14 protein-coding genes and 1 riboswitch are annotated in these 13273 nt (G+C 45.6%); of the genes, 4 read left to right on the forward strand and 10 right to left on the reverse strand.

The genetic code is table 11. The features are described from left to right. Positions 1–1163: CHASE2 domain-containing protein (locus E1163_RS09035; RefSeq protein ID WP_155171113.1), on the reverse strand; the 1163-nt coding region annotated here is incomplete at its 3' end. Positions 1164–1277: 114 nt separating this feature from the next. On the opposite strand from E1163_RS09035, the gene meaB reads away from it, so the two are divergent. Further along, entirely contained in the window at positions 1278–2255 is a 978-nt protein-coding gene (meaB, locus tag E1163_RS09040; RefSeq protein ID WP_155171114.1) for a methylmalonyl Co-A mutase-associated GTPase MeaB, read from the forward strand. On the opposite strand, the gene E1163_RS09045 is transcribed toward meaB, so the two are convergent. From E1163_RS09045 to E1163_RS09085, 9 genes are all read right to left on the reverse strand, one after another. Next, positions 2250–2963, reverse strand: a complete 714-nt coding sequence (locus E1163_RS09045) for a Dph6-related ATP pyrophosphatase (RefSeq protein WP_155171115.1) — start codon at positions 2961–2963, stop codon at positions 2250–2252. The two genes, meaB and E1163_RS09045, sit on opposite strands and share 6 nt — an antisense overlap. A 9-nt stretch (positions 2964–2972) precedes the next feature. Then, a complete protein-coding gene (cobC, locus tag E1163_RS09050) occupies positions 2973–3518 on the reverse strand; it encodes an alpha-ribazole phosphatase (protein ID WP_155171116.1) in 546 nt (181 codons plus the stop codon). Then, complete coding sequence (locus E1163_RS09055; protein ID WP_155171117.1) at positions 3503–4276, reverse strand: adenosylcobinamide-GDP ribazoletransferase; 774 nt, start codon at positions 4274–4276, stop codon at positions 3503–3505. The genes cobC and E1163_RS09055 overlap by 16 nt, the downstream gene beginning before the upstream one ends. After that, the gene (cobT, locus tag E1163_RS09060) at positions 4273–5325 is read right to left on the reverse strand and encodes a nicotinate-nucleotide--dimethylbenzimidazole phosphoribosyltransferase (protein WP_155171118.1); all 1053 of its coding nucleotides are present in this window, start codon (positions 5323–5325) and stop codon (positions 4273–4275) included. The genes E1163_RS09055 and cobT overlap by 4 nt, the downstream gene beginning before the upstream one ends. Position 5326: 1 nt before the next feature. After that, on the reverse strand, positions 5327–5830 hold the full coding sequence (locus tag E1163_RS09065) for a bifunctional adenosylcobinamide kinase/adenosylcobinamide-phosphate guanylyltransferase (protein WP_155171119.1): 504 nt from the start codon (positions 5828–5830) through the stop codon (positions 5327–5329). Then, entirely contained in the window at positions 5827–5946 is a 120-nt protein-coding gene (locus E1163_RS09070) for a DUF5522 domain-containing protein (RefSeq protein WP_185156029.1), read from the reverse strand. The genes E1163_RS09065 and E1163_RS09070 overlap by 4 nt, the downstream gene beginning before the upstream one ends. Positions 5947–5981: 35 nt before the next feature. Continuing rightward, the gene (locus tag E1163_RS09075; protein ID WP_155171126.1) at positions 5982–6368 is read right to left on the reverse strand and encodes an acyl-CoA thioesterase; all 387 of its coding nucleotides are present in this window, start codon (positions 6366–6368) and stop codon (positions 5982–5984) included. Positions 6369–6497: 129 nt separating this feature from the next. Next, on the reverse strand, positions 6498–7586 hold the full coding sequence (locus E1163_RS09080; RefSeq protein WP_155171121.1) for a YncE family protein: 1089 nt from the start codon (positions 7584–7586) through the stop codon (positions 6498–6500). Positions 7587–7599: 13 nt separating this feature from the next. Then, on the reverse strand, positions 7600–9516 hold the full coding sequence (locus tag E1163_RS09085) for a TonB-dependent receptor plug domain-containing protein (protein ID WP_155171122.1): 1917 nt from the start codon (positions 9514–9516) through the stop codon (positions 7600–7602). A gap of 102 nt (positions 9517–9618) precedes the next feature. Further along, positions 9619–9858: riboswitch (cobalamin riboswitch) on the reverse strand. 70 nt (positions 9859–9928) lie between these two features. Between E1163_RS09085 and E1163_RS09090 the strand changes: the two genes are divergently transcribed. The 3 genes from E1163_RS09090 (at position 9929) to E1163_RS09100 (ending at position 13202) form a co-directional block, all read left to right on the forward strand. Next, positions 9929–11065: an ABC transporter substrate-binding protein gene (locus E1163_RS09090; protein ID WP_155171123.1), complete on the forward strand. Its 1137-nt coding sequence runs from the start codon at positions 9929–9931 to the stop codon at positions 11063–11065. A gap of 92 nt (positions 11066–11157) precedes the next feature. Further along, positions 11158–12198 (forward strand): iron ABC transporter permease, encoded by a 1041-nt coding sequence (locus tag E1163_RS09095; protein WP_155171124.1) that lies wholly within the window; start codon positions 11158–11160, stop codon positions 12196–12198. Continuing rightward, positions 12195–13202: an ABC transporter ATP-binding protein gene (locus E1163_RS09100; protein ID WP_155171125.1), complete on the forward strand. Its 1008-nt coding sequence runs from the start codon at positions 12195–12197 to the stop codon at positions 13200–13202. Before E1163_RS09095 ends, E1163_RS09100 begins: the two co-directional genes overlap by 4 nt. Positions 13203–13273: the final 71 nt, after the last annotated feature.

Raw genomic sequence — 13273 nt, forward strand, 5'->3', positions numbered from 1 at the left:
AGTGTAATCACCAAATTTAGCTTAAAACTGTATTCGCTGAAAACAATTACCATTAAAAATATAATAAGCATTATCTCAGCCAATTGGACTAATTTGGTGATACCATCGTACCAATCCGGCACCTTGAAATATACATAAGAGAAGAGGGCAACATTAAGGAAACATATTAATATAGCCACCAGTATGCCTATGCCTTCTTTATCGGTCAACTCATTAACATAGTCTTCCTTAAGTATCATGGATATGATATTGGCATGTACAACCACACCATACATATCAGGGTTAGCCTTACCCGCATAATTTTTATTCAGGGGCGTGAAAAATTTATCATCCCAGGAGGTATCAAAAAAATCAGCTCCCATAAATCCAAAAAGCACGATTTTGTCTTTGATCATTTCCGGAACAAAGTTTTCATTAAACACATCATCCACGTCAAGGGCGTAAAACATATTGGGATAACCTGTACGCCCAAAGAAATCCACCAGGTTGCCCCGGTAATTAATTATTTCCGTGGGTTTATTCCTTTGCTTAAGTTCTTTCACTTTTTCCGGATCGTATAATTCGGCTACCTGAACCGCAAAAGCCACATGTTCCTCTCCATTAACTATCCGCCTGGTAGGGAAGGCACGGCAGGTTTTATAATCTTCCTGATTTTCGGCGTCGGTATCGAGGTTAGCGAAGGCCTGATATGCATCTTTACGGAATAAATCATGCGAGACTTCCAGGGAATCATAGATATCATCGCCCTCACGCAATACTTTCAGGGAATCTGACTGAAGCAGTTTGGTAACCATCACCAGGTTTTCCACCTCCGAAAATGCATTACTAAGGGCAAGGTCGCCTAACGTATCCGCACTTCTGAAATTGAAGAAGCTGTCAAAACCTACTACGGCGGGCTTATATTGGTTAATGATTTGAAGTTGCCGGGCTATTTCGGCCCTGCTCAGCATACCTATATTAATAATAACAATGTTAGTATCCGGAACCGGGTCTTCCCTGAGTTGAGAAAAAGCCACATCGGTCATCTCCATATCGTCCAATGCTTCACCCACCGGATCAAAGGCATCAAATATCTGGAATTGGGAAACGTTGAAGATCACCCACATGATACCAAAAATAAAGATAGTTCCCAGGATACAATCTATCCAGAATTTCCTTCCCATAGACACTGTTAGTTAATGTAAGTCGGCCCAATTTTGGGCAACGCAATAGTAAAAATATAAATTTTAGGCAGTTTTAAGTAATATAATTTAAATTAATGCCTTGATTTGCTGCGTATGACTTCAAGACGAAAAAGACTGAGTGTAAACGAATATGTGGACGGTGTGCTCGCGGGCAATACCGTAGTTCTAAGCCGTACCATTACGCTGATCGAGAGCAATCTTGCCGGTGACCAGGCACTGGCCGAACAGGTGCTGACAAGGATCTTACCTCATACGGGCAACTCAAAGCGAATAGGCATCACAGGTGTACCCGGTGTCGGCAAAAGTACTTTTATAGAAGCCATGGGCCTGCATCTGGCAGAGATGGGCAAAAAGCTGGCTGTACTGGCCGTAGACCCCAGCAGCCAAAGGAGTGGCGGGAGCATATTGGGCGACAAAACCCGCATGGAGCAGCTATCACACCATCGTAATGCCTACATCCGGCCTTCTGCCACGGGGGCATCGCTCGGAGGTGTGGCCAACAAAACCCGTGAGACAATGCTGCTGTGTGAGGCGGCCGGCTATGAAATCATCTTTATTGAAACGGTCGGGGTCGGCCAGTCTGAGGTTGCCGTTAAGGGTATGGTTGACTTCTTCTTGCTGCTGATGCTGGCAGGTGCCGGTGATGAGCTGCAGGGCATAAAAAAGGGCATCATGGAGATGGCGGATGCCATTGCCATTACCAAGGCTGACACGGACAATATTACTGCTTCAAAAAAGGCCAGGGCTGAATATCAGAATGCCTTACATTTATTCCCCCCTTCGGAAACAGGCTGGTCTCCCAAAGTATTGACCTGCTCAGCCGTTACGCGGCAGGGCCTGGACGATATCTGGAAAATGATCGAGGGGTATTTCAACCATATGGGATCAGGCCTGGATCAGCTTCGCAAGCACCAAAACATCAACTGGATGCATGAAACCATAGGTTTTCTGCTGAAAAACAATTTTTACCACAAACCCGAAGTAGCCGAACGTATCCCTGAAATGGAGAAGCAGGTTGGCTTGGGTGAAATCACACCCCAAGCAGCAGCAAGGGAGCTGATCAGATTATAGCAGCTCCTGAAACCAAAAGCTGGACTTCATTGGAGTGAGACTGCCGTCATCTTCTTTTTTGTTGTATTCGTAGCTTTTTTCCACCACATCGCCCAGGCGAAAATCAACTCGCTTACGAAACACCGGGCCGGCATAAACGAAGGTATGGAACTCACCATTTTCACCACAAGGGTCTACGCCATCCGCCAGATGGTTGAGCCATTCCGGATCGATCGTCTTCCCTACCTGCTCTTTGTCAAACATAGCGGCATTAGCAGCACATACCACTGTTCTAAAACCATCGGCCACAAACTCTTCAACCAGTTGATGTGTGTTTTCTTTCCATATCGGATATACACCTTTCATGCCTGCCGAACTTAATTGTTTATCGCGATAGGCCTTCAGGTCTTCAAGAAAGATGTCACCATACATGATGTGATTTATCCCTTCTTCTTTTTTGGACATGCAGAAATTTTTGATCACGCGCTCATAGGATTCATGGGAATTATCTTTTGGCAGATAGATCTTTTCCAGAGGAATGCCAAGGGCCTCGGCCTGGGCTTCAATCAAATGTTCGGGCACACCATGCAGGCCTACCCTTTTCAATTCGGAATCAAAAACGGTATGCAGGCTCCTGATGTCATATGCGCCTGTTTCCATGACACGGAATAAGGCATAAGCAGAGTCTTTTCCTCCGCTCCAGCTAATGGTTATTGGTGTTTTAGGCATTTAATCTTATCAATTACTTGTGAAAACCTGTTCATTCAACTCCACTTTTACCACATCTCCGTAGGTTAATGGTCTTTCGAAGGCTCTTGTCAAAGGCAGGCCTTCTACATGACAGAGCACGATCCGGATAACCACGCTGTGCGTGATTACAGCCACTCGTTTATAATCTTTAGCTACCAGCTCTGAAAAAAAAGCTTTTACCCTGTCATTCATTGCCGCCATGCTTTCACCCGATGGCACGGTAACATTAACAAAATCTTTCATCCACGGGTCAATATGTGCTTTGGGGATGTCATCCCACTTTTTCATTTCCCAGTCGCCAAAGTTAAACTCCATCAACCGGTGGTCAGTGGAAAAATCCTCAGTAAGATGCATGGTAAGGTGCAAGCATCGTTTCAGGGGACTTGTATAATAAGCATCAAACTGGCCTGGCAGCTTTCCAGCAACGGTTTGGAACTCCTCTTGCCAGGTCTCTACCAGATCAAGGTCGGACTGACCATAGCAAACTCCTTTTTCTATGTGCGGGGTGGTATGTCGGATCAGATAAACTTCCATAAAACAAACATTGAAAGATAGAAAATTATTTCTGTTACCTGTTGCGTAGCCCCGAGGCAATCGCCGGTATATCCTTCAATCCACTTATAAAAATAACGATACAAAAACCAGGTAGCCAGCAGAACAGGAAAAAGTATGAGCCAATACCACGGGCTCTGTAGCCATATCATGGGCAGCAACCCTATAACAATGGCAACCACAAAATTGATTGCAGATAATTTTTTGGCCACCGGTTTTACTTTGCTGCTGGCATCTTCCCTTGAATATTCACCAAAGTATATGATAAAAACAGGTGCCAGCCTGCTTACGGTATGCGCAGCGATCAATATGCCGAAAAGCAGCCCTGTGTGTACTTGTTGCGCTATGACTGAAACCAGCGAGAATTTCATCAGTAATATGAGTACAAGCCCTGTTACCCCATACGCACCTATAAGGCTGTCTTTCATGATCGCAAGGATCTTTGATTTTGTCCAGCCTCCTCCAAATCCATCGCACACATCAGCGAAGCCATCTTCATGAAAAGCCCCTGTGATGAGTATACCCGTAACCATAGATAATATAACAGCTACCGATACCGGAAAAATGAACATTGCCAGCCACAGCACCAGAGCCGATGCGCTACCGACCAGCCACCCGATCAGTGGAAAATATTTTGTGCACTGATTGAGGTATTCGGCCGAATGATCCACCCATTTCGGGCATGGGATACGGGTATAGAACATCAGCGCGGTAAAAAACAGCCGGACTTCGTGTTTCATACCGGTTTCACTTCGTCTTTTTCAGAAACGCCGGCCTCCTCAAAAGAGGCCATTTCATTGAGAAAATTAACGGCTGACTGAATTACCGGATAGGCCACTGCCGCACCTGTACCCTCGCCAAGTCTCATATTGAGATGAAGAATAGGTTTTGCCTTCAGGAAATCAAGGGCCTTTTTATGACCGGGTTCTTCAGAAACGTGACAGAAGATGGCATAATCAAGTATAGCAGGCTGTAGCGCATGCGCCACCAGAAAAGCTGATGTGGCTATGAAACCATCTACCAATACTACCATACCCAGCTCAGCGGCCTTCATCATGGCACCTGCCATCATCGCAATCTCGAACCCTCCAAAAGTAGTAAGAATATCTATGCTGTCACTTTCAGGTGATAGCTGGTGAAAATCCAGTGCTTCTTGGAGTACATCTACCTTTTTCTGCCATTGGGACTCATTCAAACCTGTTCCTTTGCCTACACAATCCCGCAAAGGCAACCGGCAAAGCATGCTGGTGAGGATGCTGGCCGAGGATGTATTGCCAATGCCCATCTCACCAAAACCAATAATGTTGCTGCCGGATTGGGAAATTTTCAAGGTCACTTCCTCTCCTGATTTCAAGGCCTGCCCGCATGCTTCCAGGCTCATGGCTTTTCCTGACAAAAAGCTGGCGGTACCTTTACCCACAGGCTTTTGTATGAGGTTAGGATACTTGGGAAGATCGGCATTAACGCCCGCATCTACAATGTGCAGCTCAATATCATGCTGCTTGCAAAACACATTAATGGCAGCACCTCCATGAAGAAAATTCTGTACCATCTGAACGGTTACTTCCTGCGGAAAAGCACTGACTCCTTCCCGGGCTATGCCGTGATCAGCGGCAAATACCACCATACTTGGCTTTGTCAAATGCGGTGTATCTGTTTGCTGGATCAGGGCTACCTGAAGTGCAATTTCTTCCAGGCCCCCCAACGCTCCCAGGGGCTTGGTTTTGTGATCTATTTTATGCTGAATTGCGCTCAGTATATCACGATTGCAGGGTTTTATACTTGCCATATTATTTAACTTTTAAAGGGATACCGGAAACCATAAAATATGCTTCCTCTGCATTTGCTGCAATAAATTGATTGATCCAGCCTTGACACTCTACAAAATTGCGCCCGGCCTTGGTGCTGGCATGCAGGCCCATGCCCAGCTCATTTGTAATGATGATCAGTACACCTTTATAATCAAAAAGCTTAGCCGCCTCTGCCTTCGCCTCTTTCATTATGGCTTCTTTATCGCCTTTGCATTTTGAAAAGTAATTGGTGAGCCACAACGTAACGCAGTCCACTACCACAACTCCGTTTTCAGGCAATACCTTTGCAAGCTCAAACTGCTCTTCAATATTCGTCCAGCGTTCATCCCGCTCCTGCTGGTGCCGCTTCACCCTTTCTTTAAAATCATCGTCCCAGATCTTGGAGGTCGCCAGGTAATAAGGTGTATCTGTTTTGGAAAGGGCCAGCTCCTGAGCATACCTGCTCTTACCGCTCCTTTCTCCGCCTGATATGAAAATGATCATTTTTTCTTCTTTTTAAAGCCATAGGGGCAATGCCTGCATCCATTCTGGCAGCAATAACCCCGCTTGAGGTGATAGGCCTTAGTGAATACATACAAGCCATTTTCAATGTAATACATCGGCTCTTCCTCTTTGCTCCCCTTCCCTCTTTGCATTACAGTACGCTCACCGGTTTTTTGTCATCATCAATAGCCACAAAGGTGAACTCACCCTGAATAGCATTTTCCCTGTCTTCACTGTACATCTGCTCAATAAAAATATCCACCTGTACTTTCAGGCTTGTTTTACCTACGTGGGAAACCGTACCGATAAGTTCTACTAATGTTCCCGCCGGTATAGGATGTTTAAAATCCACTCGCTCTGAAGAAACAGTAACTACACGCTTCCGCGAAAACCGGGTGGCCGTAATAAAAGCCACTTCATCCATCAGTTGTAGTGCCGTACCTCCAAATAAGGTATCATAATGATTGGTGGTGTTAGGAAAAACAGCTTTGAAAATTGAGGTTTTGGATTTTTCTATTCTTGTGGCAATGTCGGTCATATAATCGTTGGTTAGTTCTAAACCCATTCCATAGAAGCCTTAATACTTCACACTTACAAACTTAATCCAAACAGGATTGATAAAAGCAGGGCATTAAAGCCTCTATGGAATGTCTATGGTTTATCTTAATTATTTAAATGCACATCCGTTAGGTGCAATGCCTGCTGTATATTGGTCGATCAGCTTACCTGTATTATCATATCGGTAGACTGTACCGGCAGAGCTATAATTAGGAGCCTCAGTTCCAATCACATTGTCGGTTGAAGGATCTACAGAAAGGCCATAAAAGGACTTATCGATAAATGGTGAAGCAGGTAACTCAGTGGCATCGATGCTCATGGTATATACTGCACCTGAATAGTTGAAATAGAGCTGGTCTGCTGCATTGTTCATAACCAGTCTGCCCAGACCCGCATATACGCTGGCCGCATCTAACTTCAGGGCTACTTCATCATTTACAATTTTAGCCAGGAAAGCAGGGGTGCTGTTGGCCTCATCCACTGACCAGTCAGCATTGTAAACTGTCTTGCCACTACCCGTTACCCAAATGTTATTGTTTCGGTCTACTTTCAATGCGGAGGGATTGTCTCCAACAGTAATGCTACCAACAACCTGATCGGTATTAACATCAATGATCACAACTTTATTGTCGTATCCCCAGCCTCCGTTGTTGGCTACATATACTTTATTTCCTAACCTGACCATTTCATTAGGGCCCTGGCCAACGTCAATGGTTTTGGTAACTTCAAGAGCATTCAGGTCAACAACTTTAACTGTTCCTGTTACGCCATCAGCACCCCAATCCGTTACATAACCCTTGTTTTGGTCTATACCAAGGAAATACCGTGGAGAAACTATCCCTGCATCCTTGTTAATTGTTCCCAATGAACCAAAATTCTCAGCATTAATAACCTCAATCTTACCTGAGTTTTGAACTACAATATATCCATTACCATTATAGATGCTCATAGATTGGGCCTGATCTCCCAAGGGTCTTTCCACATTTTCAAAGAATACATCATTGATCATAGTATTGGTAGCCTTGTCAAAATATGAAAGGCTGGCATCTCCATTGCCAAACCCGCCTTCATTGATCACAAAAAAGCCTTCCTGACCAGCCAGCGGGGCAACACTGTCGTCATCAGAACATGCGCCAAAAAGTGCGGATGAAGCAACTAAAAGGCCAAATAATACGCGTTTCAAAAACTGGTTTTTCATTTTGGTTTATTCTCTAATTAAATTGATATATGATACTTAAATGATAGTTCCTTCGTGGCATAGGCCGCGCATTACGGATCTCATAGTCTTTGTTAAAGGCATTTTTTACCTGACCTGAAATTCTTAATGCATGTTTTTGAGACAACAAAAACTGATAGGAAGCCGAAACTCCGGTCAGTGTATAAGGGTCTATCGACCTCCTGTTATCTCCGGTTACATATTGTTCGCCTACATAGAGCTGGTTTACTCCTAATGTGAAATGGGTATGGACTAAGTTCACTGAACCCTTCCCTTGATGCAAGGGGGTGTAGATCACCTGTTTATCCAGTTCCTGTACATTGCCGCCCTCACTGATCTCCTGCTTGGTGGATTTGGTATAACTGTAATTGCCCCAAAACTGTAGCTTCCAGTCATCTGATAGTCTGTATCCGTATTTTAATACAAGCTCCGCCCCTCGTGCCCAGATTTTCTGCACATTGACCGGACTCCAGACTGATTCTACTTCCACCCATTGTATCCATTGTGAAATGGTATTGCTATAGCCCGTTATTTCAACGGAAAGCTGTGAGTTATCAAACCGCTTTTCAGACAATATCCCCAGTTCCGTACTCCACCCCAGCTCGGGTTCCAGATCAGGATTACCAACTGCTCCTCCACCTTTCCAGTACAAGTCATTGAAAGTAGGGATGCGATAGCTGCGGGCCACCTTTGATTTCAAAGAGAAGTCGTTGTTTAGTGAGTAGTTCAACCCCAGGGAGGGCATCAGCGGGGAAAGGTCACCATCACTCAATGTCTCCCTCAAACCCAGGTTGGTCTCCAGTCTTTCGGCAATTAGTTTTTTAGCTGAAACATACAGGCCTGTCTGGTTTCTGGAAGGTATTTCACCTGCATAACTGTCCACCTCTGCCTGATCGTAAGTGTTGTTTATACCTGCATCCAGCCATGTAGATTTATCCAGTTTATAAGTAGCTTCAATCTCGCTGACCAATGAGAGGGATTGTGTGGTGGACACCTCGGTTAATTTGTCGTCGTAGTCCAGGTAGTGGACTAATAAAGCTGATTGTCCGCGGAACATCCTTTTACTGTTTTGGCTCTTCCACTTTAAAATTGCTCTGTGAAATTCATCAGCCTGGGTTTCCCGTGCATCACCTGAGGCAGAAGCCGGGTCCGGAATATGTACCAGGTTATCCTGATACCAATATTTCAGGCTTATATCACTGTTTCCATTGTGTTGGTAGTACAATTCTGACAATATACCATGCTGATCGATGGAGGCATTGTTTTGCTCCTCTTCCCGGGTTGTGTAACGGTTGAAATAGGTAAAATCATTGTCGGCATGGTTTACAAAGCCCCGAACAGATGCCCGCACTTTTTGATGTTTCCAGTTGACATTCGCACCCGTATAGGTACTGCCAAAACTGCCTATTTGCTGAAATACCTTCCCGCCAAAGCCTTCGTGCATCGTTGCCTCCGTACCCAGGTGAATGGCTCCACCCAATGTACCCGAACCAAAAAGAGACCCTGCACCACCATACTGAAGGGATACATCATCTACAAAACTTACGGGCATTAAGGTCAGGTCAAGACTGCCGTTGGTGGGGCTTTGAAGGTTTACACCTTCCCAAAACACTGCGGTATGGCTACTTCCCGTGCCTCGTACAGAAGGAGTTGAAAGTCCACTCACGCCATAAGACCTGATATTGGCTCCGGAAAAATTAGTCAATAACTCCGACAGATTACTGTATTCTGTAGCTTCTCTCTGTACAGGTGAAATTTTCTCCACCTTTTCACCGATGGTAAACTTCTCCAGACGCGACCCTTCAATGCTGATCTCATCCAGAACCAACGTGGTGGTATCTTCCTGGGCAGCCACATGCTGCACGAAGATGCCTGTAACCAAAGGCAATAATAGAATTCGCAGATAACTCATTTAACAACCCGTTAATGAGCCTTAAATAGAAGCCATTTAAGAAATGGGCGGAATGATGGATAACATAGCGTTCACTTCTTAAAGCCTCAACTCCCGAAGGCCCAGATTTAAAAACTATTGGCAGGTCTCCTGGCTTACCCGACTTTGAGAACCTTCCCATCCCGACAGGCCGGGACAGTGGCAAAGATGATCAAAGCGTATTATCTGTACTGATGTACAGGTCGGGACTACAGTTGCGGGGACAGCTCCGGAATATTCAGTAACATACTGAGGCACCGGATTCCCTTTTCATCATGATATGGCCGAAGGGGCTGATCATGAACCAATAATCGGGGTCAAAGTTATAAAAGAATTGAATAGCTCTAAACAAAATGGTTAATATTGTTCCGCAATTCAATAAAATGCACTGACCATGAAGCTAAAGATCCTTATTTCCGTTTTTTCTATTCTGGCCATAGCCTGTAACTCTCCTGAAAACAAACAGGTTAGCAAAACAACATTAACGCAGGCACCTGTTGATATTCAGTATGCCACCGGTTTCAGGGTTTCTGTAAAGGAAGGCTATCCTTTTGTAGAGGTACCCAAGCCTTATCAAGGGGCAGAAGAGGGTTTTAAATATTTGCTGGTGCCCAGAGGAGAAGAAATTCCGGCACATGACCGCGATGTCCAGATAGTAGAAGTACCCTTAAAAAGTATTGTCTGCACATCCACCACGCACATTCCCTTGCTTGACTATATTGATGAAACGCAGAGCCTGACAGGCTTTACTACCACGGACTATATCAGTTCTGCTAAAATGCGCAGCAGAATTGACTCCGGCTATGTAACCGAACTTGGTATTGATAAGGAAATAAATATGGAGCGCCTGCTGGAGCTGGATCCTGAGGCCATAATGGCTTATACGATTACAGGTGACTATGGTCAGTTCCGTAAGATGAACCAGGCGGGGATACCGGTACTGATCAATGCAGAATACCTTGAACAGCATCCGCTGGGCCGGGCGGAGTGGATTAAATTCATGGCTTTGTTTTTTGACAAAACAGACATGGCTGATTCTGTTTTCAGCGCCATTGAAAGCAACTACAATACTATGAAGGCAAAAGCCGCAAAGGTAGACTCCATGCCAACTTTATACAGTGGTGTGGTTTATGGGGACACCTGGTACCTTCCCGGAGGGGAAAACAATGCAGCAAAATTATTTGCCGATGCCGGCGCGAATTATCTGTGGCAGGACTCAACCACCGGTTTTCTCGAGCTAAGTTTTGAATCAGTGTATGAAAAGGCGCATGATGCAGACTACTGGGTGGGTGTTGCCTCTTATAATTCACTGGAGGAGATCAAACAGGCCGACCAAAGGTACTCCCGGTTTGATGCTTTTAAAAATGGAAATGTATACAGCTACAATGCACGCATGGGAGCCACAGGCGGCAATGAATACCTCGAGCTTGGGTACCTCAGGCCTGACCTGATCCTGGCCGACCTGATCCGGATCTTCCATCCCGAGTTGTTGCCTGACCATGAACTTTTCTTTCACGAAAAGCTGAATTAGAAAATGAGGGTACCCAACAGACGTAAAGCGTATAAACAAAAGTTACTAGCTTTGGTGGTATAAAAATGAAGATTAAGTAAAAAAATCGATGTTTGAATAGATCGTACACCATAAAATTAGCATTACTGCTACCACTTACGATCCTGGTACTGTTCATTGTGAATATCAGCCTGGGCAGTGTTTCTATTCCCTTTGATGAAATATTGAATGTGCTTACGGGCAGTGCAGCAAGCAAAAATAGCTGGACAAACATTGTCCTTAATTTTCGCTTGCCCAAAGCCATTACTGCCATAGCTGTGGGCGCGGCATTATCCATCAGCGGCCTGCTGATGCAGACGCTTTTCAGAAATCCGCTTGCCGGGCCTTTTGTATTAGGCATTAGCTCCGGCGCCAGTTTGGGTGTAGCGCTGCTGCTGCTGGCGGGCATCTCCATTACGGGGAGCCTTGTTGCCTCCGGGCTAACAAGCTGGCTGGTAGTCTCTGCTGCCAGCCTGGGCTCAGCACTGGTACTGCTGCTGGTGGTAGTGGTTTCGCTGAAAGTCCGCGATAGCATGACCCTCCTCATTATCGGCCTTATGTTTGGCAGCCTCACGGGTGCGATTGTCAGTATTTTACAGTTTTTCAGTAGCGGAGAAGAGATACAGGTATACCTTTTCTGGACATTCGGAAGCCTGGGCGGGCTCAACTGGGACGAAATAACGGTACTTTGGCTCATAGCCGGCCTGGGCATTGCCATCGCTTTCATCATGGTAAAGCCGCTGAATGCCCTGCTTTTGAGCGAAAATTATGCCCGGAGCATGGGGATAAACATCAAATCATCCCGCTTCTGGATCATTATCAGCACGAGCCTGCTAGCCGGCAGTATTACGGCTTTCTGCGGCCCCATTGCCTTTATCGGTATCGCCATCCCTCATCTTACGCGGTTGCTGTTCAATACCTCCAACCATAAGATATTGATCCCTGCCGTTGCGATGAGCGGCATTATTGTCATGCTGGTCTGTGACATCATTTCTCAGCTTCCTGGCAGTGAGCATGTACTGCCGATCAACGCGATCACTTCACTTTTGGGCGCTCCTGTAGTTATTTGGGTGATATTGCGCAGGGGTAGCATAAAACACTCTTTTTCGGGATGACAGAAGTAGACAACAACGATATTGCCCTGGCCATTAAAGACCTTGCCGTTGGCTATCACACCAAAAAGAAGGATCTGGTGGTATTGGAAAACATCAACCTCTACCTCAGACATGGAGAACTGGTTTGCTTTATGGGGCCTAACGGTGTGGGCAAGTCCACTTTGCTCAGAACTATCGCAGGGGTACAAAAACCTTTGGCAGGTGAGATCAAAATTGAAGATGTTGACCTCTCTGCCATTTCAATAGCTGAATTATCCACTAAAATGAGCCTGGTGCTCACGGATGGGATCAATGCCGGAAATATGACCGGGCGGGAGCTTGTAGGGCTGGGCAGATACCCTTATCTGGGCTGGCGGGTGGATTTTAGCGAGGATGACCTTCATAAAATCGAAGAATCCATAACCCTTGCGCAGGTGTCGTCATACGCAGATAAGAAAGTGCACGAGCTTAGCGACGGTCAATTACAAAAAATGATGATTGCGCGGGCACTATGCCAGGATACACCTATCATGATACTGGATGAACCTACTGCCCACCTGGACCTGAACAACCGGGTGGCTATCATCAACTTACTGAAAGACCTGACGCGTAAAACAGGAAAGTCCATACTGATCGCCACACACGAGCTCGACCTGGCACTGCAATCAGCAGATCGCCTGTGGCTGGCAGGTCATCATGTACCGGTCATTTCAGGGTTCCCTGAGGATATGGTGCTTAACGGAGCCATCGACAGTGTGTTCGAGCTTAAAGGTTTTGACCTTAAAACCGGCCAGTTGAAAAAGAAAAGCCTGGGCAAGAAAGTTTCGCTGCAAGGGTCAGGCTACCAATACCTCTGGACAAAAAATGCCCTGGAAAGAAACGGTTACGAGATCAGCAGTGAGAGTGATTTTCAGATTAGGATTATGGCCTCAAAAAACCTGAGCTGGGAAGTGGAAAACAAGGGCATTGTAGCTACTAATACCCTTGAAGAACTTATTAATTATCTCAATCAGCAGAAGTTTTGAGGAGGCACTGCCAACCTACCGCTCATTAAGGCTCCAGTCGTATTCGTAATAGGCAATGGCATAAGAGGTTG

The organism is Fulvivirga kasyanovii, assembly GCF_009711405.1.
Taxonomy (GTDB): domain Bacteria; phylum Bacteroidota; class Bacteroidia; order Cytophagales; family Cyclobacteriaceae; genus Fulvivirga; species Fulvivirga kasyanovii.